This is a genomic window from Myroides oncorhynchi (genome assembly GCF_020905415.1).
Classification (GTDB): Bacteria; Bacteroidota; Bacteroidia; order Flavobacteriales; family Flavobacteriaceae; genus Flavobacterium; species Flavobacterium oncorhynchi_A.
The window spans coordinates 1,642,163-1,667,985 of sequence record NZ_JAJJMP010000001.1 but is presented as its reverse complement, the minus strand read 5'-3'; the positions used below and the strand labels follow the sequence as shown (position 1 = coordinate 1,667,985).

Here is a 25,823-nt window from a genome sequence, read left to right as displayed (position 1 = left end):
CTTACACCTATCAACCAATCAAAGTACTATATCACCAACAGTACGAACTAAAACAACTAATATTTACTTAAATGTCAGCAGAAACAGCTAACTCAGACTTGTTTAAATCAAAGGTGCTTGGTCACCCAGCAGGTCTTTTCGTTCTGTTCTTTACAGAAATGTGGGAACGTTTCTCTTTCTACGGAATGAGAGTCTTATTGATCCAATTCTTAACAGCTAAAGTTATCTTTGGAGATGCTTTCTCAGGATGGGGATGGTCAGCAGAACAAGCAGGTGCTTTATATGGTACTTATGCTATGTTATTATATCTTACACCTATTCTAGGAGGAGTTATTGCAGATAAATACATCGGTTCACGTTGGGCCGTTATTGTGGGAGCTATCATCATGACTTTAGGTCACGCATCGATGGCAGCTGAGGGGATCTCTAAACTATGGTTCTTTGTTGGACTTGCATGTCTTGTGATTGGTACAGGTTTCTTTAAACCGAATATGCCTTCAATCTTAGGAGAAATGTACAAAACCTTACCTGACAAAAAAGATGGTGCTTATACTATTTTCTACATGGGAGTTAACTCTGGTGCATTCTTCGGAATGATGCTTTGTGGATATTTAGCAGAAACACAAGGATGGCATTTTGGATTTGGATTAGCTGGTATTTTTATGCTTCTAGGTACTATCCAATTTTGGTTAGCTAAGCCATTATTAGGGGACCTTGGAGAACTTAAGAAAGTAGATACAACAATAACTAAAACTCCAGAACAACTAAAAGAGGATGAGGACACTAAAAACCCTTATACATTAATCGATTATATCCTAATTGGAGTAGTATCTGTAATTGGTTTACTATATGCATTCAATGACCCGTTATCTAAAAATGGAGTATTTGACTTATTTGCACCACTTGACACAGCAGCATTAAGAGGTCAAAACATAATGGCTATTATAGCGCTTATTACCTTCCTATACTTAGTTATTTCTCGTATTCTACGTTATGGTAAAATCATTAGAGATAGAATGTTTGCAGTTATTCTGTTAGCATTTTTCTTAATGTTCTTCTTCATGAGTTTTGAACAAGGTGCCACTTCACTTGTGTTAGTCGCAAGAGATTACGTAGATAGATCATTAGAAGGAACAGCATTAATGGCTTTCAACATTATCAATACATGTCTAACAATTATCCCATTGCTTATTATATCATGGGTTCTAATCAAGTTAGCTAAAGTTACATGGTCTAAGATAGCGATGTCAAATATTATATTATTCATTTGTTTTGCAGGTATTTGGGCAATGGCAATCTATATGCTAAATGCAGAATTTAATAAAGAAGTATCAGAAATTACGGTTTCATGGTTCTCTATCTTAAACTCATTCTTTATTATTTCATTAGCATCTACAGTGTCTAAATTATGGGACTCTAAATACAATCCACCAGCAGCATTCAAATATGGTATTGGATTAATATTTGTAGCTATAGGATTCTTAATCTTAGGGTTAGGATCTATGGGAGCTACTGACGGGGTAAAAATGTCGATTATATTCTTAATATTAACGTACTTATTCCATACCTTAGGAGAATTATTTATCTCACCTGTAGGGCTGTCTTATGTTTCTAAATTAGTACCAGGTAAGATGCTTGCATTTATGTTTGGTATGTGGTATTTAGCGTTAGCTATTGCACAGAAATTTGCAGCTATCCTTGGGGGACAAATTGAAAACATTAAAGAAGAGTACTCTCTTAGTCACTTCTTCTTCTTATTTACATTAATACCAGCTGCTGCTGCAATCCTGGTAATGTTAGTAAACCCATTATTGAAAAAACTAATGCACGGTGTTCGATAAGAACACGGTGCATTGCACAATAATAAATTAATAAAAAAATGAGTCAAACACAGACATTAGAAGAGATTCAGAATTTCTCCGGTAAATATCCGAAGCAAATATGGAGCTTATTCTTCTCAGAAATGTGGGAGCGTTTTAGCTTCTATGGAATGAGAGGTATGTTGGTTTTCTTTATGATTGACCAACTAAATTTTGGAGAAGCACAAGCTAACTTACAGTACGGAGCAACACAAGCATTTGTTTACGCATTTACATTCCTAGGAGGGATTTTTGCAGACAAAATATTAGGTTTCCGTAAATCTCTATTCTGGGGAGGCTCAATGATGATCTTAGGTAGTATTATTCTTGCTATAAACCCTCATGATTACTTCTTTATAGGTATTGCATTTACTGTAATAGGTACAGGTTTCTTTAAACCAAATATCTCTACTATGGTAGGGTATTTATACAAAAAAGGGGATGAACGCACGGATGCTGGATTTTCACTATTTTACGCAGGTATTAACCTAGGAGCTCTAATCGGAGGCTACTTATGTATTGCTATTGGTAAAGGTCATCTATTCCAAGATTCTATTGGCGAGGCACACCGTTGGAGTGTTGCTTTCGGATTAGCAGCATTCGTGATGTTAATCAGTTTAATCAACTTTATCTTTACGAAGAGACATCTAGGTCCTATCGGGCTACAACCAATGGAAGTTGCTAAAGATGGAACTGAATCTAAAATGCCTCTGTGGAAAGAAGTAGGAACTTATATCTTGACTTTTGCCATGGTTCCTGTAATTGTCTTTATGATTGACAATACAGACTATACTGCATACTTTATGTACACAGTAGGACCATTAGCATTAATCTATCTATTTTATGAGATGACAAAATTGACTAGTGCTGAGCGTAAGAAAATTATCGCTGCTCTAGTATTTATATTCTTCTCTATTCTATTCTTTGGTATCTATGAGCAGGCTGGTGGATCACTAAGTATCTTCGCTGCTAAGAACTTAAACTCTGATTTATTAGGGATGCATTTAGACCCAAATGGTGTGAATAACTCAGGAGGTGCATTCTTTATTATCTTCATTGCTCCGATATTAGGTCTACTATGGATCTGGATGGCTAAAAAGAAAATAGAACCAAATACAGTAATGAAGTTCGGTTTAGGTTTTATCTTACTTGGAGCTGGATATTATGCTTTATTTGCTACTAGACTATTTGCTAATGCTGCAGGTATGACTTCTTTAGACTTCTTTACATTTGCCTTATTAATCATTACTCTTGGAGAACTGTGTTTGTCACCTATTGGTCTATCAATCATGACTAAACTATCGACAGCTAACTTACAAGGAATGATGATGGGTATGTGGTTCCTTGCTAGTGCTTACGGACAATATGTAGCAGGTATTTTAGGAGCTGCTATGGCTAAAGATCGTTCAGAAATAGCTACTGGTAACCATCCTAACTATGATGCATTACTATCTTATACAGATGGATATAAAGACTTAGGTCTATATGCAGTAATCGCAGGGGTAGTGTTAATCGCACTTTCTCCATTAATGAAAAAACTAATGCAAGAAGTTAGATAGTCCACTATCTACACTACTATACAGAAGCGTCTTAGGTAACTAAGGCGCTTTTTAATTTAAAGAAAACTATCTATATAGATTTATACTTGATTAGCTATAAAAACAATAAAAAAACATTGGCTAAATAAATTATACAGACTACCTTACGCTACTCAATTTAAATTATCCTTAAAACTATGTCTGAGAATAATAAATCATTCGTACAAACCTTAACTTCATTTAACAAAAACTTCTGGATAGCCAGCTTTATGGAGCTGATGGAACGCTGGGCTTGGTATGGAATATACACCCTATTAGGTCTATATCTAGTAGGTTCTACAGATACTGGAGGTCTTGGTTTTGACCACGTACAGAAAGGAAATATTATGGGGAACATTGTAGGTATTCTATACTTTCTTCCATTAGTATTTGGGGTTATTGCTGACCGTATCGGATATAAAGTATCGTTAACTATCGCCTTTATCATTATGATTACGGGATACTATCTCCTAGGAGAAGTAAGTAGTTACTGGAGTGTATATATGGTATTCTTACTTGTAGCCATTGGAGCTGCATTCTTTAAGCCTGTTGCTTCTGCTATCGTAGCTCGTAACACAGACGAATCCACTGGTACACTAGGTTTCGGTATTTTCTATATGATGGTAAACATCGGAGGATTTATTGGCCCAGCTATGTCATCAGGACTTCGTACTACCTATGGATGGAAGATTATCTTTATACAGGCAGCAGTAGTTATCGCTATAAACCTAGTGATTTTACTTTTATTCTATAAAGAACCGAAGGTAGAGAAACCGAAAGATTCTATTGGTAAAGCAATCAAAGACTCTATAGTTGGTATTTTTGAAGCATTAAAAGACGTTCGTTTAGGTATATTATTATTATTAATGGTTGGTTTCTGGACGATGTTTAACCAACTATTCAATACGTTACCTAACTTCATCGAAGATTGGGTTAACTCATCAGCTATCAGTAATTGGCTTAACAACAACATTCCTTTATTAGGAACATTAATGACACAAGATGGACAAGTGAAACCAGAGTGGTTCACTAATATTGATTCATTTATGATCATTATTTGTCAGATTAGTATCTCATATTTTGTAACTAAAATGAGACATATTAATGCAGTAATCAGAGGAGCTGTAATTGCAAGTATTGGTATTGCTCTAACATTCTACACACATAACCCTATCTTCACCATCGTAGGTACAATGGTGTTCTCTGTAGGAGAGATGATGTCTAGCCCCACTGTATCTTCATTCATTGCATTAATTACACCTAAAGGAAAAGAAGGGCTATACCAAGGTACATATTTCTTACCTGTAGCAGCAAGTTATTTTGTGACGAGTGTTATCTCTGGAAGTTTATACCAATCTTGGTCTGATAAACTATCGTTACTAAAACGTGAGATGGGTACTCGTAATATTGAGATGCCTGAAGTAGTAACACATGAACAGTTTATGGAACAAGGAGCTAAAATACTAAACATGTCATTATCTGCTTTTGAAAAACAGTTTAATCTAAAAGCAAACTCAGTAGACTGGCAACAAGTTGCTATATCGTTTAAAGAGTATGCTTCTACAAAAAGTATTGACATTAGTCAAGTTCACTTTCCTTTTTCTAAGAACGAATATTTTGCTTTAGCAGAACAGAAACTAGGGATGTCTCACTGGGATATGGTCGATATGTTATGGAACACTTACAATCCAAATAAAATATGGTATATTATTTTTGGAATCGGTATGTTCTCTGTCATCACATTGATAGCTTATGACAGATTAGTTATCCGTCCATTAGAAAGAAAAAAATTATAACAATACACTTATAATATAACAAAAGCGTCTTAGGAAACTAAGGCGCTTTTGTTATATTAATACTACTGTTTCTGAACAGCTGTCTTTTTTGAAAGCTTCCCTACCTTCTTCTCTATTTTAAGAATTAAATATCTCCTTTTTCCAAATTAGATTCAATTACACTTTAAGCCGAATTCTAAGGTAGTCGTAAGTCACCTATCAATACTACATAAATTCTACGTTAATAATTTCTCTAGTGAACTAATTTACAGTTAATACACGAGAAGTTTTCGAGTACCTGAGAGTAGAGGCTGAATATCATAGGGATTGAGAAGACACAAGCTAATATAGCCTTTTTGACAAAAAATTAAATACCTAAAAATAAATACATAGTTGTTGTTTATAGACATGTATTCTAAAGTGGCCAAGAATTTTCATAGCGAAATACCGTTTATGCATAGCTCCACTACTTTGATAATAAAAAAATCACACTTAGAAATTTATACGAATAACAATCTAAAAAGCCTCATTGTATATTTATTCCACAAAAAAACCATAAAGAACAAATCTACTACTGATAATATTCAAACAAAACGCATTCCTATTACTATTCTTCTAATAGAATTAAGCTATTTTTTTTGTACAAGCAAAGAAACTTAACTTTATTTTACTATTTTTAGCCTTTATGATTTTGTTGTTATCATAATTTCAACAAATTAAACCACTAACTAGACATTAATTACAATTATGGAAAACACTACTTCTGCCCAGCCGAATTTCTTCGACAGCAAAGTTCTAGGGCATCCTTCAGGACTCTTCGTTCTATTCTTTACAGAGATGTGGGAAAGATTCTCTTTTTATGGGATGCGCGTATTACTTATACAGTTCTTAACAATGTCCGTAATTGGACTTAACCCTGGTTGGGAAATGAGTGTAGTAGATGCTGGAGCTATCTTCGCTACCTATGCTATGTTATTATATATAACACCTATTTTCGGAGGAATATTAGCGGATAAATATATCGGATACCGCTGGGCAGTAGTGATAGGATCACTAATCATGACTCTAGGTCACGCTTCTATGACATTCGAGACAGAGTTCTTTATGTACTTAGGTTTAATATTATTAGTAGTAGGTACAGGATTCTTTAAACCTAATATGACTTCTATCCTCTCAGAAATGTATAAGTCATTTCCAGAAAAAAAAGATGGTGCTTATACAATTTTCTATATGGGAGTTAATGCTGGTGCATTCTTCGGTATGATGTTATGTGGATATATAGGTGAACGCATCGGATGGCACTACGGATTCGGACTAGCAGGTATCTTTATGTTATTAGGAACATTGCAATTTTGGTTTGCTAAACCTATCTTCGGAGCTATCGGTGATGTACCTAATAAAAGCACTGAAGTTAAAGTAGAAGACACTGTTAACCCTAAAGATTTAACAGAGGAAGAAAAAGAAGATCTTAAGCGCAATCCATTTACTACAGTAGATTATATTCTTATAGTGATTACGTCTATCATTGGCTTTCTATATGCTTTTAGTGATGCTTTTTATATTGTAGGTAAAATCAGATTATTCCCAGAGCAGATCTTTGGAGTGGATGGAAAAAGTGTTGTTGTTGTAGCAGGACTATTAATCTTATTATGGTTAATTATCTCTCGAATCCTAAGATATACAAAAGTAATTAGAGATCGTATGATCGCTGTTATCATATTTGCGTTCTTCACAATCTTCTTTTGGATGTCGTTTGAGCAAGGAGCTACTTCATTAATTATTTTCGCTCGCGATAATACTCAGAGAGTTCTATCGGGAGATAAGGCATTATTATTTAATATCTTCAATACATTGCTAACAGTAGTACCATTACTAATTATATCATGGGTACTGATACTTCTTGCAAAACAAACAATCAAGAAAGCTTTATTCTCTAATATCATCCTAGCGATCACATTCGTAGGAGTATGGGGTGCAGCCATCTGGATGCTAAACAGAGACTGGTCATCACATGCTTATGAATTAACGTATGAAGCTATCCAAATCCAAAAAGTAGATAAAGAAGGAAAGCCTATTTTAGACAAACATAATGAGCCGACTTATGATTATAAAGCAATACATGCAGCCAACTTACCTAAAGAGGGAGACAATGTCGTAAAACATACAGCCATTGTATCGCAATTAGATGTATTAGCAAAAGGTGATAAAGTAGAAATCTATGAAGAGTTAGGTAATTTTAATATTCTAGATACTAAGAAAAAAGAATATTTAATAGCTGAGTTTTCTAAAGCAGAAAAACAACCTGAGATAGTACAAGCTGAAATCACGGAGATCAAGGATAATCAAGTAGAAATCACGGCATCGTGGTTTTCTATACTTAACTCATTCTTTATTATCGCATTAGCCTCTATTGTTTCTAAACTATGGGACTCTAGATTTAATCCTCCAGCCTCAATAAAATATGGATTGGGATTAATCATTATGGCTATTGGATTTGGAGTTCTAGCGTATGGTTCTCATGGTATTACAGAAGGAACAAGAGTTTCTATGATGTGGTTAGTTTTTGCTTATTTCTTCCATACATTAGGAGAATTATTCTCTTCTCCTGTGGGATTATCGTATGTTTCTAAATTAGTTCCAGCTAGAATGATTGCACTAATGTTTGGAATGTGGTATCTTGCCATCGCAATTGGAAACAATTTAGCTGCAAAATTAGGAGGTCAGATCGAGACCATCACTGAGCAATACTCATTATCAGTATTCTTTTTGATATTCACTGTAGTACCTATTGTAGCTGGCTTGTTAGTTATTGCTTTAAATCCGGTGCTTAAAAAACTGATGCACGGGGTCAAATAACATCAATATTAAAAGACGTATGAAAAAACTGTTTTTATTACTTACCATTACTTTCTTAGGATTAACAGCTAATGCTCAAGAAATAAAATGGATGACATTTAATGAAGCTATAGCCGCACAAAAAAAAGAGGCTAAACCTATCTTTATGGATGCTTTCACTGATTGGTGTGGCCCTTGTAAAATGCTTGACCAGAATACCTTCAGCGATGCTAAAGTAATCGAGCATATCAACAAGAACTACTATGCAGTTAAATTTGATGCTGAGGGTAATGAGGAAATAAACTATAAAGGTACGAAGTACACTAATCCTGGATACAACAGTGAAAGAAAAGGCAGAAATGCTACACATGACTTCACTATGTACTTAAGAGTCCCAGGATATCCTTCTATGATTATCTTCAACACTAAAAGTGATACACCTAAGGTAATCGTAGGATATCAGACTCCTCAACAGCTATTAAGCAAAATATAACTTAGTCTGTATTCAACTATAATAAAGAAGACCAATATCCCTTTTCATATATATCGTGAAAAGGGATATTATTTTTAAGACATAGAGTGATACACTTCTTTTTAAACCAAAAAGGGACAGAGTTGTGAAAAATAACAAGCTCTGGTTTGTTCATAATAAGCATTCTCTCAAAGTTTATCTTAGGATGTTGTGCTATTAAAACAATCTCAGTACTAAATGGTAAAATATAATCAATATAGTCAGAGTTAAGAATTAATAGTGTCTTATTCTGCATAGGAATAATTCCTTCTACTTGATGATATCTCGATTTACTAATAGCATATTCGTCCTTATACTTATTAAGGTCATAAATAGATCTACTCACTGTATCCCATTGATTACTTATTATATTTAGATCCTGACCTTCCCTAAGCCACACAGTCATTCTATTTCTACTAGAAGATTGATAAGGCACAATTACTTCTCGATCAATATTGGTCGTTTTTTCTTCTTGAAACAAAATCGTCAATTGAAAACCAACTAATAATAGTAGGGCAATTACTACATACCTCACCTTTTTCTGATAGTAAGCTAGTGTCATCAATACTATAATACCTATAATAGTTGAGAACAAGCTATCACTTAGTTTAACTTGGTTAAATGAAAAGTAATCTCTCCTACTAATATACTCTACACACAAATAAATAATATCCGTAAAAAAATTAAAAATCCTTCCTATCCAAACAGAGACAAAAGAAACTCCTAATGACATTAAATATACAATCCCTAAAACAACTAACACAGTGATTAAAGGGATTACCACAAGATTAGCAACTAGAAAAAGAAAAGAAAACTGATGAAAATAATATAACTGAAGTGGCACAAGACCAATCTGTACACTTATCGAAACATATAGAATCCCTTGTATATATTTCATTATTATATTCTTAGCATAAAGGTTTTTAAACAAAGGAAGAAAATAAACAATACTAATAACAGCTAAATAACTAAGTTGAAAACCAATATCATATACCCAATAAGGGTAAATACATAAACTAAAAAAAAGAGCTAATCCAATATTGTGCTCTAAGGTTTGATCTCTTCCTATAAGTTTACAAATAGTAAACATACTAAACATAAATACAGCTCTAAATACAGAAGGCGAAAATCCAGAAATAAAAACAAAAAGCCATAGAGAAACTATTACCACTGCCCATCTAAAGCGTCTAGGTATAAAAAAGAACACTTTCACCAGCACCAAATAGATAAGCCCGACATGCAAACCTGAGATAGCTAGTACATGCATAACTCCAACTTCTTTAAACTGACTTATTCTATCATCCTCTATAAAAGATTTCTCTCCTAACAATAAAGCCGTTAAAAGTGCCTTAGAAGGCTCATGGAGCGATGAATCCTGAGCATGAATCTTCTCCATAAGTTTTCTTCTCCAATCTAACACCTTAGATCGCCAATTAGAAGTTGTACCTATAAAAACATATTCATTGACATAACTCTGTACATAGACCTCCTTCCCTTTCATATATTTTTGGTAATCAAACTGCCCAATATTCTTAGGAGGAGTTATTCTTTTAATAGTACTATAATACGTTATAACATCACCTACTTTTAGTTCATATTGACTAGAATTAAAATAAAGTGAAATCTTACCATTAATAAGTGAATCATTAACTCTAACTAAGTCAGCCAAAAAACGTTTACTTTCTTTAGTTTTTACTATTTCAGTTATCACGGCATCTACCGTCACTTTCTTTTGTTCTACAACATAGGTTTCCAACTTCTCTAATACTTCATTATGTTGTACTTCCACAATACCTTTAAAACTAATTCCTACAAAAAAGAAAAGAATTCCAAATACTGCTACATCTTTTAAGAATAGAAATAAAGTAGGATAGATAAAGAACTTCTTCACAGCACTTCCTAGTAGTACTGTCAATAAAATAATTATAATACCTACTGCAACACAATAGCGAATAGGATAATCTATATATATTCCTATAAATAAGAATACTGAATAGAATAGAAAGGAGATTTTAAGTGGCTTCATATAAAAACTAAACAACAATATGCTTACCACTAATTGTCAAATTATGAATAATAACCTTATCTTAATATAGCCAACTCACAACTATACAATAAAAAAAATCTGCTTAAGCTATATTATATAACTTAAGCAGATTTTTTATTAAGACGAACTATCTATCTCTTGATATTTGATACTGTTTAGTTCAAACTTTCAGTATCAGTAAAAACTCTATTGATTTGAGCAAATGTTCTACTATAGTAATTTTCTTTTGTAGAAGAAACTATTACCCCTCTACTCGTTGATGAATGAATGAACTTTATTTCATCACTAAGAACTTCCGTGATAATACCTACATGACTAATCCTATTGCCACGTGTTTTAAAGAATATTAAATCTCCTATTTGAGCTTCAGATTTTCTTACAGTCTCACCTACTTGAGCCATTTCACTTGAACTACGAGGAAGTTTAATGTTCGTGTCTCCGAACGCATTAGAAACTAAACCAGAACAATCTATTCCACTTCTACTCATTCCTCCATATCTATAACGTACACCTTGATAATCAAATGCCGTGCTAAGTACTTGGCTTGTCAAATCACTTGACTCAACCTTAATAGCTCTGTTTTCTTCTGGTATATCTGTACCTAACAGCGCATCTATATCACTCTGAATGTCAGCATCTACACTTCTACTCTCAGCTATAACTGTGACTGGTTTCTTCTTTACAGGTTTCTTAGCAACACTATGTGTTTTTGACTTACTCGGTTTTGCTTGTACCGCCTGCACACTGGTCAGCCCCAGAATGGCGATTAATAAAAATGTAAACTTCTTCATAATTTCTGTTTTGGTGGTCGTTGGGTAATCTAGTTTTTTACATGATTGTTTATTATTTCAGTGGCAGTATGATCACTCGCCCCTTCACCGCCCAAATTACGAATTAATTTGTTATATTTTAACAAAATGTCATTTCTTTTTTTGCCTTCTATGATTTTTGCGAATTCTTCTTCTATCCTTTTAGCATTACAATCACCTTGTATAAGCTCTACAACCACATCATCATCCATAATTAAGTTGACTAAAGAAATATACTTTAACTTAATGATTCTCTTTGCTATCTCGTATGAAATCTGGTTTCCTTTATACAACACAACCTGTGGAACATTAAACAATGCTGTCTCTAAGGTAGCTGTACCAGATGTCACTAATGCTGCATGCGCAATATTCAATAAAGCATACGTTTCATTGAAAACAAATGAAATATTCTGATCTTTTATAAAAGATTCGTAAAAAGTAGCTTCTTGTCCAGGAGCACCTGCAATGACAAATTGATATTGTGGATAGTGGTGAACCACAGATAACATCTCATTTAATAGCTTACTTATCTCTTGTTTTCTACTTCCAGGCAGCAGGGCAATCACTGGTCTCTCGTCTAAATTATACTTTAACTTAAAGTCTATTTGTTCTTGAACACGATAATTCTCAATAGCATCTATTAATGGATGACCTACAAATGTAACGGGGAAGTTATGCTTACCTTCATAAAAGTCTTTTTCAAAAGGAAGAATAACATACATAAAGTCAATATCTCGCTTAATATCATTAATACGACTCTCTTTCCAAGCCCAAATTTGAGGAGAGATATAATAATGAGTTTGTATTCCCATTCTTTTTGCCCACTTAGCTATACGCATATTAAACCCTGGATAATCAATAAAGATCAATACATCGGGTTTAAAAGTCGCTATATCTTTCTTACATTGCTTAATATTACGCAGAATAGTGCCTAGATTTTGTACCACTTCTACAAACCCCATGAATGCAAGATCCTTATAATGCTTGACAAGTTTACCTCCCACATTTTGCATTAAATCTCCACCCCAAAAACGGATATTAGCTTCAGGATCTTTTTTATATAAAGAACGCATCAAATTAGATCCATGTAAATCTCCCGACGCTTCACCTGCTATTATGTAATATTTCATCTACACTATTTGTGTTACTATAGTTAAAATTATAACCGCTAAAATACAACCTATCGCTAACAAATCTAACTTGCGATTAATAAAATAAGTAAATAATAACAAATTAAATAGGCTCCCAATTGCTGTAAGTCTACCTATCAATCCGATAGATGCAATAAACTCATAGTCTCCTACTAATTCATAATTAGTAAATAACAAAAGATAAAACTCTATACCTATGATAGTAGCAATAATTCCTGCTATAAATCCTAAAGAGACGTTCAGTACTTTATCTTTCATCTCTATAGATCCCATCTATTTATTCTTTCTAATACTTGATGTGCTGTCAAATCAAACTGAACAGGAACAATAGAAATATAGTCATTTCTCAATGCCCACTCATCTGTATCCTCTCCTTTATCTTGATTGACGAATTCTCCTACTAACCAGTAGTACTCTTTGCCATGAGGACTTACACGTTTATCAAAGTTCTCTACCCATGTAGCTTTAGCTTGTCTACATACTTTTATACCTTTTATATCCTGAGTTAATAATTTGGGGAAGTTTACATTTAAGACAACATCTTTTGGGATACCGTGTTTTAAAGCTTCTATCGTTATTTTTTTAATATACGGTTTTATTTGTTCAAAATCAGCACTCCAGCTAAAATCTAATAGGGAGAACCCTATGGCTGGTATACCACTCATACCCGCCTCCAAAGCTGCGCTCATGGTTCCTGAATAAATAACATTAATAGAAGAATTTGATCCGTGATTTACACCCGAAACACATAAATCAGGTGTGCGATCCAATATTTGTCCTAGAGCAATTTTCACACAGTCTACTGGTGTACCTGAACACGCATATTCAATCTCTATTTCTGGATCTATATTAACCTTTTCTAAAGTCAAAGTATTATTTATTGTAACTGCGTGCCCCATTCCTGATTGTGCACTATCAGGAGCCACTACTACTACTTCTCCAATCTCTTTCATCACGCTGATAAGTGCTCTCATACCTGGAGCCGTTATACCATCATCATTGGTAACAAGTATCAAAGGTTTTTGCATCGTTTATTTTTTTTAATTACATTCGCTAATGTAAGGATTATATGTCATTTAGTCAGTAATATTACCTGTTAATCATGAGTAAACAATTGCGTTTTTTTTGCTAATTATGTGTTTTAACAAATAATTATCGACTTGCCTATACAAATACCTACTTTTTTAACTACTTTAGTTCAAAACTAATTAATGAATACTTTTAAGCTATTTATGAAAAGAAATTATAAGGTTATACTTCTACTTATCGGAGTGTCGGCTCTTCTATGGAGTTTTATGCCTAAGCAAGAGAAAGAAACCCCTGAGAAAGACCAACTCTTATTAGAGTTAATAACGTATATATTAGAAAACACACACTACTCACCAGCGAAGATAGATGATAAGTTCTCGGCTACTGTCTATAAAGAGTACTTGAAGGCACTAGACCCAATGAAGAGATATTTCTTGCAGTCTGACATAGAAGAGTTCTCTAAATACGAATATCTGATAGACGACATGATACAATTAAAAGAACTTTCTTTTTTTAATTTGACTTATGAACGTATCACTCAACGTATGAAAGAAGCTAAAGGAATTTATTCTGAAGTTTTAGACAAGCCTTTTGAATTCAAGTCAGAGGATACATTCGACGCTGATTATGATAATCTTGGATACGCTAAAGACACTGCTGAATTAAAAGAACGTTGGGCAAAGCAATTAAAGCTAAATGTACTTTCTACAGTGACAGACAACCTAAAAATTCAAGAAGGTAAAGATACTGTTGAAGAAGAAGTTGATGAGTTTGGTGACCCTATCATTACTGAAGATAAAAAAGATAGCAAAAAGAAAAAAGACAAAAAACCTATTGAGAAAAAGTCTTTTGAACAGCTAGAAAAAGAAGCTCGTGAGAGTGCTTTAAAATCACTTGACGAATACTTCGACGTACTAAATGATCTAGAACGAAAAGACTGGTTCTCTATCTATCTTAACTCTATTGTAGAACGTTTTGACCCACATACATTTTACTTTGCTCCAGAGGACAAAGAGAAGTTTGATGCTAGCATGAGTGGTAGCTTCGAAGGCATAGGTGCGGTATTAAGAAAGAAACCTGAAGGAGTCGAAATCAATGAACTTGTACCAGGGGGTCCAGCATGGAGAGGTAAAGAAATTGAGACAGGAGATATCATTCTTAAAGTAGCTCAATCTAAAGATGAAGAACCTATTGACATAGTAGGTATGCGCCTTGATAATGTAGTTAAGTTAATTAAAGGTAAAAAGAACACAACGGTTTACTTAACAATGAAAAAAATAGACGGAACTATTAAAGTTGTGCCTATTATGCGTGAAGTTATCGAAATGGAAGAGACGTATGCTAAATCTAGCGTTATCGAAAATGGCGATAAAAAATATGGTATTATACACTTACCTAAATTTTACATCGATTTTGAGAACAAAGATAGTCGTAATGCTTTTACTGACGTAGAGAAGGAAATCAAAGAACTTAAAAAACAGAATATCGATGGTATCATCATGGACCTTAGAAACAATGGTGGTGGATCACTAGAAACTGTTATTAAGATGGTAGGTCTATTCTCTAAAGAAGGCCCTGTAGTACAGGTGAAATCTTCTAGAGGCAAACAAAAAGTATTAGATGATAAAGATACGCCTATCGTATGGGAAGGTCCATTAGTAGTACTAGTAAATAACTTCTCTGCTTCTGCTTCTGAAATATTTGCTGCTGCTATTCAAGATTATAAACGCGGAGTAATAATCGGTAGTAAACACACTTATGGTAAAGGAACGGTTCAAAACTTAATAACGCTAAACGACTTATTGAGAAAACAACCTTATGGCGATCTAGGTGCACTAAAAGTAACATTACAGAAGTTCTACCGTATTAATGGGGGATCTACTCAGCGTGAAGGAGTATTGAGCGACATCATATTACCGGACAGATACTCTTATATCGATATGGGAGAGAGAGATATGGACAACGCTATGCCTTGGGATAAAATAGACAGAGCTGTATATACTCCATACAACAATGATTTCTCTAGTATAATCAAGTCTAGTAAAGAGCGTATCGCTATTAACGAGCAGTTCAAATTAATAGATGAAAATGCAAAGTGGATTAACGAAAGAAAAGACGAAAAGCAATTCTCTTTAAACCTTGAAAAATATCAAGCCAGACAAAAAGAAGTAGAAGAAAAAGCGAAGAAATTCAAAGCTATTTCAAAATATAAAAATAGTCTTAAATTCTCTTCTCTTCCTAGTGAATTAGCACGTATAGAAAAAGACACTTTACTTAAGAGCAAGAGAGACAGCTGGCATGAAATGCTAAACAGTGATATCTACATCGAGGAAGGTGTTAAAATCTTGAAAGACTTAGACACTAAGAAAATTCACAAAGTAAGTGGTGATAAAAACACCTTGAATTCTAAATTATAGAATGTCTCATTCAAGCAAATCATATACGCAAATTGCGCTCCAAAGATTCAAAAAAGATTTTTGGGGCGTTTTGTGTTTTTGGATAATAATCTGTATGACTGTAATTGCTACATTTGCCTACTACTTCATACCTGACGATTCTAAGAATGCAAATGCAGGAGATCTAGCACTCCGATCACAGTCTCCTGGTTTCAAAGTTACTTCTATAGTTATGCCAACTACTATTAATAGGACGTGGAGTGAACTATGGTTCGGAAAGGAAGAAGCTACTAAGTTTATACCTATCTCAACCTACAAGATAGAGAATGACACTATTTATTATATAAACTATAGTAGCCAACCGCAATTAGAAGATGTGAAGAAAATTGCCTTAAGTCAATTTGGCAATACTAAAGAATCTAATATCATTAAAGAGAAAAAATACTGGTTAGGGACAGATAACCAAGGAAGAGATTATCTAAGTCGCCTAGTTATAGGGGCACGTGTATCATTATCTATCGGCTTTGTAGCTGTAATGATATCACTTGCTATAGGAATAACATTAGGGGCAATAGCAGGCTACTTTGGTGGTAGAATAGACGCCTTTATTCTATGGTTAATTAATGTGTTTTGGTCTATACCAACTCTCCTATTAGTAATAGCCATTACACTAGCGTTAGGAAAAGGCTTCTGGCAAGTATTCATTGCTGTAGGACTAACCATGTGGGTAGAAGTCGCACGTGTAGTAAGAGGTCAAGTAATCAGTGTAAAAGAACAACAATATGTTACAGCAGCACATGCTTTAGGCTATTCTAACTTTAGAATTATCACTAAACATATCCTTCCTAACTGTATGGCTCCTGTTATTGTAATATCAGCAGCTAATTTTGCTTCAGCAATACTAGTCGAAAGTGGCTTGAGCTTCTTAGGATTAGGAACACAAGTACCTACTCCAAGCTGGGGAGCCATGATTAAAGAAAACTATAATTACATACTATTAGGTAAACCATATCTAGCCCTTTTACCAGGTTTCGCTATGTTTATTCTAGTAATAAGTTTTATGTTAATAGGAAATGCTCTTAGAGACGCACTAGACGTAAGAAAATAATTATTGATATTTTTATAAAAGGAATGTTCACACTAAGAATATTCCTTTTATAAAAATATCAACACACACACTTCAGTGCGCTTAAAAAAGCTTATTATTGTACTTAAATTTAATTATTAGCTAAGGAACATATAATTAGTCTAAAATACTTCTTTATCTTATTTTCTCTAAATTGAGTCAAAAATGTTTATGAACGACAAAATAGCGTTTGGCTTGCGCTTTCTAGGGGAGTGTTAGCGGGTTCCTAGGGATTTACTTGCCAAGAAGAGGTTTTTCACCAAGAAAGGTGCAAAAAAAGTGCAAGTAAACCACAAGAAAAGGCGTGTCCCCCCTCTTCTCTACAGATATATTCCTAAAAGAATAGATTTCATAATTTGTTATTTATATAAGCGGCAGGATATCCTGCTATTTAAGGATTATCCTGTGCATTTTATCTCAAATGTCTTTTTAAATAATCACATTAAGATAACAGCTATTTTATGGCACTAATAGATCTCGTATATCAGCTTTGCTTCCATTGTAAATATTCAAATCCACTTTACCGTCAATTCCTTCGATTATTCCTTTCTCAGTAAATTGCCAAAAATGCCACTCGGGTTTAATCTCTTCTACAAAAAAATTATAATTAGCAATCCATAAAACATAATCAGGAAACCATTCCTTAAGATGATGGGTATAAAAATTCTCTCCAGAATAAAGTATAGGCTTTACCTTATAATGAGTCTCAACAAGTTTAATCCAGTTCTGAAGACCTTTTCTAAGATTTTCCATAGACTGCTCTTTAGGCATATCTTCGATATCTAAAACAGGAGGAAAATCACCCTCAGATATTTTGACATTTTTTATAAAGTTCTCAGCTTGTTCAGTAGAGTTTTCGTCAGGACGGTAATAGTGATATGCCCCACGTATAAAATGATTTGCTCTAGCTCCTTTCCAATTTAATTTAAACGCTTTATCCCTTCCATCTTTCCCCATAGTAGCGCGAATAAATACAAAATCTAATGATGCTTTACCAGCAACTGAATCAACAACTTTCCAATCTATCACTCCTTGGTAATGAGAAACATCAAACCCAACTAACATATCATTATGTCTATTCAAGACTTCAACTGTCCGCACATCAAAAAGAGACTTACCTTCAATCTTACTATCTCCATTAAAAAAATAGCGAATACCCTCTTTAAAACTAATACCAAACCAAATACCTATTCCTACAAAAAAAGTTATAATAACGACCCACTTGATCTGATTCCAAGTATTAGTATTACCTTCATTTTTCTTTGTAGGTTTACGTTTAATAGGAGTTTTCCTCTTAGGTCTAGCTCCCACAGCTGACATAGGATTTGAGTTTGATTTATTAGATGCCATTTGACGATATAAAGCAACAAAAATAATTCTTTTATTGACTTATCAGATGAATACACACAGATAAGTTATATCAAATTATTCTATCTTATTTAACTTCAATACAGGTACAGGTAGTTCAATACTATTAAGTTTAAACTTCTTATCTATCTCAAAGCGAATACTACTCGCTATACGATCATTGTCGAATGCATTATCTATAAAATAATACAAGTAGAAACGAATAGATGATTCTCCAAAGCTATCAATAAACACAATTGGATGAGGATCTTTTAATACTTCTTCATTATTCTCTACACAAGATAGCAATACAGATTTAACCAACTCTACGTCTGTCCCTATAAAAGCTCCGACTTCAATCTTTGCACGTACAACAGGATCTTCATGAGTCCAGTTACTCATAATATCATCAATCAATTTTCTATTAGGAATAACTATTGATTTTAGATTACGTGTCTCCACAATAGTACATCTAAGATTAATCGCTCTAACTCTTCCAACTTCACCTTTAACATCAATTACATCACCCACATTAAGCGTCTTATCAAATAAGATATAAATGCCAGCAATTAAATCTCTAAAGATATCTTGCAATGCAAAACCAAGACCAACAAATAAAGCAGCAGAAGTAGTTAAAAACATACTTATATTAATCCCTACTACGTTCAAAATAAAAAAGAACATAATAAGATAAATGAAGTAATTTATAAAGTTAAATACACTCCTTAAACGAGCTGCTACATCAGGAGTAGCTGTTCGAATAAATGCTTTTCTTAACAATCTTAATCCTACATTAGTAATCATTAACGTAAAAGCGATAAACAACAGTGTACCAATAGTGATAGTTATAGACTTACTAGCATATAACTCATATTCTAATACAGTAGAAAAAAGGTTTTTTAAATCCATTATTAAATATTAATTAATATAAGATACCACAGTTTAGACCTTTAATATCTCAAAAGTCACATCACTATAAGATATCCTTGATACAAGTATGTAATTTAATACAAAAACAAGACTATTCAACAATATTCAAATTAGGAAACTTTTCTCCAAAATATTTAAGATCTCTATCGCTCATATCATTTTTCTCAATAATACCATTATTCGTATCTAGATATATTTCTCCAAAATAAGTCACTTTTCCTTTCTTTATTTCGAATGGAAAATCCAATGTCTTCTCAAATGACTTTAAGTAAATTGGAGCTGCATTATCATTAAATTTGACCAAAGAAAATTGATAATTTCCAGCAAATTCTTTTACAGAGAATAGATAAACAGCTTTACTGCCGTCTACATAATCTGCATCATGCTTCTTTTTTATCATTTGGTTAGGATAAATCCAAATTCTACTTTCATAAACATCGAAGCTATCTTCTAACACTTTATTATAATGGAAAAAATAGCTATTATAAATAGGAGATTTCATCTCAACGCTAATAGTACCCACAATTATACCTTCTGTAGAATTAGGAAGTAAATTTGTAATCACATTTTTAGAAGGTTTACTAGCACAAGAACTAATAACCATAACAACTAGGGTGGTCAATACTAAGGATCTCATACTTAAGAATTTTAAAGACATAAAAAAAGCCTCTTCAATCGAAGAGGCTTACTGTGCGGGTAAAAGGACTCGAACCTTCACACCTTGCGGCACCAGATCCTAAGTCTGGCGTGTCTACCAATTTCACCATACCCGCGTATTTGGTAAGAGATATGATAACTACCTCTTTAAGACGTGCAAATATAATGCTTTTTATTATTTAATTACAAGCTCTATGATAAAAAAAGACCAATAATTATTTTATCTATTTCCCTCAGTTGCTCAATAAAACATAATTTATTAATACTAAATATTTTAAGATCCACTCGTGAATTTTAGAATTAGTATAAACAAATAAACCTTAACTAATGTTAAGGTTTATGCAGAGCGGAAGACGAGGCTCGAACTCGCGACAACCAGCTTGGAAGGCTGGAGCTCTACCAACTGAGCTACTTCCGCAATTGATGTGCTTTTAAAACCTACATCAGGTTTATATAGAGCGGAAGACGAGGCTCGAACTCGCGACAACCAGCTTGGAAGGCTGGAGCTCTACCAACTGAGCTACTTCCGCAATTGATGTGCTTTTAAAACCTACATCAGGTTTATACAGAGCGGAAGACGAGGCTCGAACTCGCGACAACCAGCTTGGAAGGCTGGAGCTCTACCAACTGAGCTACTTCCGCAATTGATGTGCTTTTAAAACCTACATCAGGTTTATGCAGAGCGGAAGACGAGGCTCGAACTCGCGACAACCAGCTTGGAAGGCTGGAGCTCTACCAACTGAGCTACTTCCGCTTTTGTGGATGCAAATATAATGCTATTTTCAAACTATACGCAAGCATTTTTTGTGTTTTTTTTTCAAACAGCATAGGATACTCCATTTTCTATCAGATAATCAAATAGATGGAAAAAACAACAAGTTTAAAAACTTATTATATAGATGCCATCTAAATAATTAAGAAACTTTTAAGTTTGGTTGGTTCGGTAATTACAAAACTAACCGTATATTTGCTTCATTAAAATTTTAACATATAATGCAATACGACCAAGATTTAGTAGATTTATTCCAAGACTTCTGTGCACATCATGAGCTTGTTTACCATCTGTCACCTCTCACAGCACAGATATATACATACATCATGTTTAATAATAACAGAGATGGCGTGACTTTTGATGAGTTAGTTGAAAGATTAAATGCAAGTAAGAGTTCAGTTTCTACTAGTTTGAATCTGCTAATATCAAATAATCAGATTGAGCATTTCAATAAAATTGATGAAAGAAAAAGGTTTTTTAGGTTAAACCCTAATTATATGACTTTAAGATTACAAATAATACGAGATGTCTTAGAACGAGAACATGCTTTAAGCCTAAGACTAATCAAATGTGTTGATGAAGGTACCTTAAAAGCAAACAACTGCAATAATAAAATGGAACTATACATAAACCATTTAGAAAAAAGCAAGAATCACATCGGAGATACAATAGAAAAATTAAAAAGTACAAATTAAGTAATTATATGAAACGTTATTTACAATCGATCACTTTCGCTGCAATCGCTATCACTGTAGCGTCATGCGGAAACAAAGATCAACAACAAGGAGGGCCTCAAGCATTACCTTACAAAGTAATCGAAGTACCTACTCAAAATGTAACAGGTTATAAAAACTACCCTACTACTATTCAAGGGAAAGTTGCTAGTAGCGTTCGTGCTAAAATAGCGGGGTACATTCAAGAAGTTTATGTAGACGAAGGTGCAATCGTTAGAAAGGGACAACCTCTATTTAGACTTGAGACCAACACTTTAAACGAAAGTGCTGATGCGGCTAAGGCAGCAATCAGAACAGCTGAAGCTCAAGTAAATGTTGCTCAAGTAAACGTTGATAAGTTGGTACCTCTTGTAACTAAAGGGATTATCAGTAAAATCCAGTTAGAGACTGCTGAAGCGAATTTAGCTAGTGCAAAAAGTCAAGTAGCTAATGCTAAAGCGCAACACAAAAGTATAGTTGCTAATATTGACTACGCTGTAGTAAAAAGTCCTATCGATGGTATTGTAGGTCAAATTAACTTCCGTGAAGGAGCTTTAGTAAGCCCTAGTGACCCACAACCATTAACAGTGGTGTCTGATGACAGTGATGTATTTGCTTACTTTACTCTTAACGAAAAAGAATACTTCGATTTCTTAGAAAAAATAGATGGAAAGTCTTTAAAAGAGAAATTAAGTCACTTACCTACTGTAAAACTACAGTTAGCTAATGGACAAGTGTATGATGAGTCTGGTAAAATCGAGACTATCTCAGGTCAGATTAACCCTACGACAGGTACAGTACAGTTAAGAGCAGCTTTTAACAATCCTAACAGATTGCTAGCAAATGGTAATAGTGGTACATTATTACTTCCTAACGAATATACTAATGTATTAGTCGTTCCAGAATCAGCTACATTCGAACAACAAGGTCAAGTATATGTATATACTGTAGCAAACGATACAGCTAAAGCTACTAAGATCGAAGTAATCGATAGAATCAACAAGTTGGCAATCGTAAAAGAAGGTGTCAAAAAAGGTGAAAAAATCATTGGTACAGGATTAGGTACACTACGTAGTGGATCACCTATAACTCCAGTACCTGAGAAATTTGAAAAAATTAACGAAGACATCAAATCAACATTCTAAAGTATGTTAAAAACATTTATTGAAAGACCTGTATTATCTACAGTTATTTCTATACTTATAGTAATACTAGGGGTACTGGGGTTAACAGTACTTCCAGTGACGCAATATCCAGATATTGCACCTCCTACCGTACAGATTGCTGCTTCATATCCTGGGGCAAATGCTGAGACAGTAATGCAATCTGTTGTTATTCCTATCGAAGAACAGGTGAATGGGGTAGAAAACATGGACTATATTACATCTACTGCATCGAATGATGGTAGTGCTAGTATACAAGTTGTATTCAAACAAGGTGTTGACCCAGATATCGCTGCTGTAAACGTACAAAACCGTGTGGCACGTGCTACACCTCTTTTACCAGCAGAGGTTACACGTTCAGGAGTAACTACACAGAAACAACAAACAAGTGCATTAATGTTCTTGTCTTTCTATTCGACAAGTCCTAACTACGATGCTATTTACATCCAGAACTACATGAATATTAACGTTATTCCTGTACTTAAACGTGTAAGTGGTGTTGGAGATGCATCTGCTTTTGGTTCTCGTAACTATTCAATGCGTATCTGGATTGATCCAGCTAAGATGAAAGCTTATGGTTTAGTACCATCTGACGTAGTTAGAGTATTAAACGAACAGAGTTTGGAAGCTGCTGCAGGTCAGTTAGGTGAAAACAACGCTGAAGCATTCCAATATGTAATTAAATATAGTGGTAAATACAAAACTCAAGACCAATACGAAAACATCGTAGTAAAATCTTTGGGTAATGGTCAAGTATTGTACTTAAAAGATGTGGCTAAAATAGAGTTAGGCGCTATGTCTTATGTAGGTAGTTCTGAACAGGACGGATATCCAGGAGTAGCAATGGCGATTTACCAAACTCCAGGTTCTAATGCGCAAGAAATTATTCAGAACTTGCATACTGAACTTGAGAAAATGAAGGTGACTTTCCCAGAAGGTGTTAATTATACTGTATTAATGGACACTAACGAGTTCTTAGATGCTTCTATTAGTAAAGTAATTCACACCCTTATAGAAGCTTTCTTACTAGTATTCGTAGTAGTTTATATCTTCTTACAAGATTTCCGTTCTACATTAATTCCATTGATTGCTGTACCAGTTGCCATTGTAGGAACATTCTTCTTCTTGAGTGTATTTGGATTCTCAATTAACTTGTTAACATTGTTCGCACTAGTATTAGCTATTGGTATTGTGGTGGATGATGCCATAGTTGTAGTAGAAGCTGTACATGCTAAAATGGAAGAAACTGGGCAAGATGCGAAAGAAGCGAGTTTAAATACCATGAATGAAATATCAGGGGCTATTATCTCCATTACTCTTGTAATGTCTGCCGTTTTTATTCCAGTAACATTTATACCTGGTCCAACAGGGGTATTCTATAAACAGTTTGGTATCACACTTATTGTAGCAATTTTAATTTCTGCTGTTAATGCCTTGACTTTGAGTCCTGCACTATGTGCGTTATTTTTAACACAACATGATCATAACGAAGAAAAGAAAAGAAACTTTGTTCAACGTTTCTTTGATGCTTTTAATGCAGGATTTAATAGTTTAACGAATAAATATGGTAACTCATTTAAGTTCTTATTAAAACACAAATGGGTAACATTCTTAATCTTAATTGCTTGTTTAGGAATAACTTATTATTCATCTAAAACAATGCCTAGTGGATTCGTTCCAAATGAAGACCGTGGATTTATTATGGGTAATATTGAATTACCTGCTGGGGCTTCTCAAGATCGTGTAACAAGTTTACAAAAAGAGTTCTCTAAAGTAGTTAAACAAATCCCAGGAGTAGAAGGAGTAACTATCGTATCTGGATTCTCATTCATCAATGGACAAGGTTCTAACTATGGTATGGCGATGATCAAATTAAAAGACTTCGCAGAAAGAACTACCCCAGAATTAGCTACAGATGCTATTATTGGAAACTTATTTGGTATCGCAGCAACTCAATTCCAAGATGCTAGAATGATTTTCTTCCAACCTCCAAGTATACCAGGTTTTGGTATGTCTTCAGGTTTTGAGATGAAATTATTAGACAAAACAGGAGGTGCGCTTACTGACTTTGACCAAAAATCAAAAGAATATCTTGGAGCATTAATGCAACGTCCTGAGATTATGTATGCACAGTCTTCGTTTAATACAAACTATGCACAATACGAACTAGATCTTAATATTCCTAGAGCAAAAGAATCAGGAGTATTAGTAAGTGATATATTCTCTGCTTTACAAGGTTACATTGGAGGTATATATGCAGCTGACTTTACTCGTTTTGGTAAACAATACCGTGTAATGGTTCAAGCACTACCAGAATACAGATCTGACAAAAACAGTCTAAACGAAATCTATGTTAGAACAGCTTCTGGAGAAATGGCACCAGTAACTCAGTTTGTAGATTTGAAAAAAGTATATGGTCCACAATCAGTAAACCGTTACAACTTATTTACATCTTCTAACATCGCTGGAGCACCTAAACCAGGATTCAGTTCTGGGGATGCAATTAAAGCAGTGCAAGAAGTAGCTGCACAAACCTTAAGTGCAGACTATGGAATTGACTTTACAGGTCTATCTCGTGAAGAAATTAGTTCTGGTAACCAAACTGTAATGATCTTTGCTTTATGTATTATTTTCGTTTACTTCTTATTATCTGCACAATACGAAAGTTATTTATTGCCTTTAGCAGTAATCTTATCATTGCCTACAGGTATCATGGGAGCTTTCATTGCACAGAAATATGCGGGATTAGAAAATAATATTTACTTCCAGATTGCACTGGTCATGTTGGTAGGACTTCTTGCCAAGAATGCTATTCTTATTGTAGAGTTCGCCTTACAAAGACGTCAACATGGAGAATCAATAGCAGAGTCTGCTATAAACGGTGCTAAAGCTCGTTTAAGACCAATCTTAATGACATCTTTTGCCTTTATTCTAGGTATGATGCCATTAGTATTTGCTAAAGGTGTTGGAGATGTTGGTAACAGATCTATCGGTACTGGTGCTGCATTTGGACTATTGATTGGTACAATATTAGGAGTATTCGTAATTCCTGTACTTTATGCTATCTTCCAGTACTTACAAGAAAAAATTAAACCGATTAAATTCGTAGAGCACAAGTCAGAATAA

Annotated in this window: 18 protein-coding genes and 5 tRNA genes; 10 read left to right on the top strand and 13 right to left on the bottom strand. The window is 34.1% G+C overall.

What is annotated here, in order from left to right; all coding sequences use genetic code 11:
* Window positions 1-71: 71 nt before the first annotated feature.
* The 5 genes from LNQ81_RS07390 (at window position 72) to LNQ81_RS07370 (ending at window position 8,539) form a co-directional block, all read left to right on the top strand.
* Entirely contained in the window at window positions 72-1,841 is a 1,770-nt protein-coding gene (locus LNQ81_RS07390; protein ID WP_229945530.1) for a peptide MFS transporter, read from the top strand.
* Between the two features lie 38 nt (window positions 1,842-1,879).
* Window positions 1,880-3,418 carry a peptide MFS transporter gene (locus LNQ81_RS07385; RefSeq protein ID WP_229945529.1) on the top strand — a complete coding sequence of 513 codons (1,539 nt, stop codon included), beginning with the start codon at window positions 1,880-1,882 and terminating at the stop codon, window positions 3,416-3,418.
* Between the two features lie 176 nt (window positions 3,419-3,594).
* A complete protein-coding gene (locus tag LNQ81_RS07380) occupies window positions 3,595-5,232 on the top strand; it encodes an MFS transporter (protein WP_229945527.1) in 1,638 nt (545 codons plus the stop codon).
* Window positions 5,233-5,958: 726 nt separating this feature from the next.
* Window positions 5,959-8,067: a peptide MFS transporter gene (locus LNQ81_RS07375; protein ID WP_229945526.1), complete on the top strand. Its 2,109-nt coding sequence runs from the start codon at window positions 5,959-5,961 to the stop codon at window positions 8,065-8,067.
* Window positions 8,068-8,086: 19 nt separating this feature from the next.
* The gene (locus tag LNQ81_RS07370) at window positions 8,087-8,539 is read left to right on the top strand and encodes a thioredoxin family protein (RefSeq protein ID WP_229945524.1); all 453 of its coding nucleotides are present in this window, start codon (window positions 8,087-8,089) and stop codon (window positions 8,537-8,539) included.
* A 16-nt stretch (window positions 8,540-8,555) separates the two neighbouring features.
* Here the strand turns inward: LNQ81_RS07370 and LNQ81_RS07365 are convergent, their stop codons facing one another.
* The 5 genes from LNQ81_RS07365 to surE form a co-directional block, all read right to left on the bottom strand.
* Window positions 8,556-10,583, bottom strand: coding sequence for a ComEC/Rec2 family competence protein (locus LNQ81_RS07365; RefSeq protein ID WP_229945522.1), 2,028 nt, complete (start codon window positions 10,581-10,583; stop codon window positions 8,556-8,558).
* Window positions 10,584-10,759: 176 nt separating this feature from the next.
* Window positions 10,760-11,395, bottom strand: coding sequence for a C40 family peptidase (locus LNQ81_RS07360; RefSeq protein WP_229945520.1), 636 nt, complete (start codon window positions 11,393-11,395; stop codon window positions 10,760-10,762).
* Between the two features lie 29 nt (window positions 11,396-11,424).
* Window positions 11,425-12,543, bottom strand: a complete 1,119-nt coding sequence (lpxB, locus tag LNQ81_RS07355) for a lipid-A-disaccharide synthase (RefSeq protein ID WP_229945517.1) — start codon at window positions 12,541-12,543, stop codon at window positions 11,425-11,427.
* Window positions 12,544-12,837 (bottom strand): hypothetical protein, encoded by a 294-nt coding sequence (locus LNQ81_RS07350; protein ID WP_229945515.1) that lies wholly within the window; start codon window positions 12,835-12,837, stop codon window positions 12,544-12,546.
* Window positions 12,825-13,592, bottom strand: a complete 768-nt coding sequence (gene surE / locus LNQ81_RS07345) for a 5'/3'-nucleotidase SurE (RefSeq protein WP_229945513.1) — start codon at window positions 13,590-13,592, stop codon at window positions 12,825-12,827. The genes LNQ81_RS07350 and surE overlap by 13 nt, the downstream gene beginning before the upstream one ends.
* 183 nt (window positions 13,593-13,775) lie before the next feature.
* On the opposite strand from surE, the gene LNQ81_RS07340 reads away from it, so the two are divergent.
* Entirely contained in the window at window positions 13,776-16,010 is a 2,235-nt protein-coding gene (locus tag LNQ81_RS07340) for a carboxy terminal-processing peptidase (RefSeq protein ID WP_229945511.1), read from the top strand.
* 1 nt (window position 16,011) lies between these two features.
* The gene (locus LNQ81_RS07335) at window positions 16,012-17,097 is read left to right on the top strand and encodes an ABC transporter permease (RefSeq protein ID WP_229945509.1); all 1,086 of its coding nucleotides are present in this window, start codon (window positions 16,012-16,014) and stop codon (window positions 17,095-17,097) included.
* Window positions 17,098-17,574: 477 nt separating this feature from the next.
* Here the strand turns inward: LNQ81_RS07335 and LNQ81_RS07330 are convergent, their stop codons facing one another.
* The 8 genes from LNQ81_RS07330 to LNQ81_RS07295 all read right to left on the bottom strand — a co-directional run bounded on the left by LNQ81_RS07330 (window position 17,575) and on the right by LNQ81_RS07295 (window position 20,803).
* Window positions 17,575-18,465, bottom strand: a complete 891-nt coding sequence (locus tag LNQ81_RS07330; protein ID WP_229945507.1) for a glycoside hydrolase family 25 protein — start codon at window positions 18,463-18,465, stop codon at window positions 17,575-17,577.
* A 75-nt stretch (window positions 18,466-18,540) separates the two neighbouring features.
* Window positions 18,541-19,371 carry a mechanosensitive ion channel family protein gene (locus tag LNQ81_RS07325; RefSeq protein ID WP_229945505.1) on the bottom strand — a complete coding sequence of 277 codons (831 nt, stop codon included), beginning with the start codon at window positions 19,369-19,371 and terminating at the stop codon, window positions 18,541-18,543.
* Window positions 19,372-19,483: 112 nt separating this feature from the next.
* The gene (locus tag LNQ81_RS07320) at window positions 19,484-20,029 is read right to left on the bottom strand and encodes a hypothetical protein (protein ID WP_229945504.1); all 546 of its coding nucleotides are present in this window, start codon (window positions 20,027-20,029) and stop codon (window positions 19,484-19,486) included.
* A gap of 54 nt (window positions 20,030-20,083) precedes the next feature.
* Window positions 20,084-20,165 (bottom strand) — tRNA-Leu (locus tag LNQ81_RS07315).
* Between the two features lie 229 nt (window positions 20,166-20,394).
* Window positions 20,395-20,467, bottom strand: a tRNA-Gly gene (locus tag LNQ81_RS07310).
* Window positions 20,468-20,506: 39 nt separating this feature from the next.
* Window positions 20,507-20,579: transfer RNA gene (locus tag LNQ81_RS07305), tRNA-Gly, on the bottom strand.
* Between the two features lie 39 nt (window positions 20,580-20,618).
* A tRNA-Gly gene (locus LNQ81_RS07300) sits at window positions 20,619-20,691 on the bottom strand.
* A gap of 39 nt (window positions 20,692-20,730) precedes the next feature.
* Window positions 20,731-20,803 (bottom strand) — tRNA-Gly (locus LNQ81_RS07295).
* Between the two features lie 239 nt (window positions 20,804-21,042).
* Between LNQ81_RS07295 and LNQ81_RS07290 the strand changes: the two genes are divergently transcribed.
* The 3 genes from LNQ81_RS07290 to LNQ81_RS07280 are packed head-to-tail and all read left to right on the top strand — an operon-like array spanning window position 21,043 to window position 25,823.
* Entirely contained in the window at window positions 21,043-21,516 is a 474-nt protein-coding gene (locus LNQ81_RS07290) for a GbsR/MarR family transcriptional regulator (protein WP_229945503.1), read from the top strand.
* A gap of 8 nt (window positions 21,517-21,524) precedes the next feature.
* The gene (locus LNQ81_RS07285) at window positions 21,525-22,679 is read left to right on the top strand and encodes an efflux RND transporter periplasmic adaptor subunit (protein ID WP_229945501.1); all 1,155 of its coding nucleotides are present in this window, start codon (window positions 21,525-21,527) and stop codon (window positions 22,677-22,679) included.
* Window positions 22,680-22,682: 3 nt separating this feature from the next.
* Window positions 22,683-25,823 (top strand): efflux RND transporter permease subunit, encoded by a 3,141-nt coding sequence (locus LNQ81_RS07280; protein ID WP_229945499.1) that lies wholly within the window; start codon window positions 22,683-22,685, stop codon window positions 25,821-25,823.

Excerpts from the sequence above, each read along its gene's own strand:
- LNQ81_RS07390 (WP_229945530.1), top strand. The coding sequence starts at position 72 with ATGTCAGCAGAAACAGCTAACTCAGACTTGTTTAAATCAAAGGTGCTT.
- LNQ81_RS07385 (WP_229945529.1), top strand. The coding sequence starts at position 1,880 with ATGAGTCAAACACAGACATTAGAAGAGATTCAGAATTTCTCCGGTAAA.
- LNQ81_RS07380 (WP_229945527.1), top strand. The coding sequence starts at position 3,595 with ATGTCTGAGAATAATAAATCATTCGTACAAACCTTAACTTCATTTAAC.
- LNQ81_RS07375 (WP_229945526.1), top strand. The coding sequence starts at position 5,959 with ATGGAAAACACTACTTCTGCCCAGCCGAATTTCTTCGACAGCAAAGTT.
- LNQ81_RS07370 (WP_229945524.1), top strand. The coding sequence starts at position 8,087 with ATGAAAAAACTGTTTTTATTACTTACCATTACTTTCTTAGGATTAACA.
- LNQ81_RS07365 (WP_229945522.1), bottom strand. The coding sequence starts at position 10,583 with ATGAAGCCACTTAAAATCTCCTTTCTATTCTATTCAGTATTCTTATTT.
- LNQ81_RS07360 (WP_229945520.1), bottom strand. The coding sequence starts at position 11,395 with ATGAAGAAGTTTACATTTTTATTAATCGCCATTCTGGGGCTGACCAGT.
- lpxB (WP_229945517.1), bottom strand. The coding sequence starts at position 12,543 with ATGAAATATTACATAATAGCAGGTGAAGCGTCGGGAGATTTACATGGA.
- LNQ81_RS07350 (WP_229945515.1), bottom strand. The coding sequence starts at position 12,837 with ATGGGATCTATAGAGATGAAAGATAAAGTACTGAACGTCTCTTTAGGA.
- surE (WP_229945513.1), bottom strand. The coding sequence starts at position 13,592 with ATGCAAAAACCTTTGATACTTGTTACCAATGATGATGGTATAACGGCT.
- LNQ81_RS07340 (WP_229945511.1), top strand. The coding sequence starts at position 13,776 with ATGAATACTTTTAAGCTATTTATGAAAAGAAATTATAAGGTTATACTT.
- LNQ81_RS07335 (WP_229945509.1), top strand. The coding sequence starts at position 16,012 with ATGTCTCATTCAAGCAAATCATATACGCAAATTGCGCTCCAAAGATTC.
- LNQ81_RS07330 (WP_229945507.1), bottom strand. The coding sequence starts at position 18,465 with ATGGCATCTAATAAATCAAACTCAAATCCTATGTCAGCTGTGGGAGCT.
- LNQ81_RS07325 (WP_229945505.1), bottom strand. The coding sequence starts at position 19,371 with ATGGATTTAAAAAACCTTTTTTCTACTGTATTAGAATATGAGTTATAT.
- LNQ81_RS07320 (WP_229945504.1), bottom strand. The coding sequence starts at position 20,029 with ATGAGATCCTTAGTATTGACCACCCTAGTTGTTATGGTTATTAGTTCT.
- LNQ81_RS07290 (WP_229945503.1), top strand. The coding sequence starts at position 21,043 with ATGCAATACGACCAAGATTTAGTAGATTTATTCCAAGACTTCTGTGCA.
- LNQ81_RS07285 (WP_229945501.1), top strand. The coding sequence starts at position 21,525 with ATGAAACGTTATTTACAATCGATCACTTTCGCTGCAATCGCTATCACT.
- LNQ81_RS07280 (WP_229945499.1), top strand. The coding sequence starts at position 22,683 with ATGTTAAAAACATTTATTGAAAGACCTGTATTATCTACAGTTATTTCT.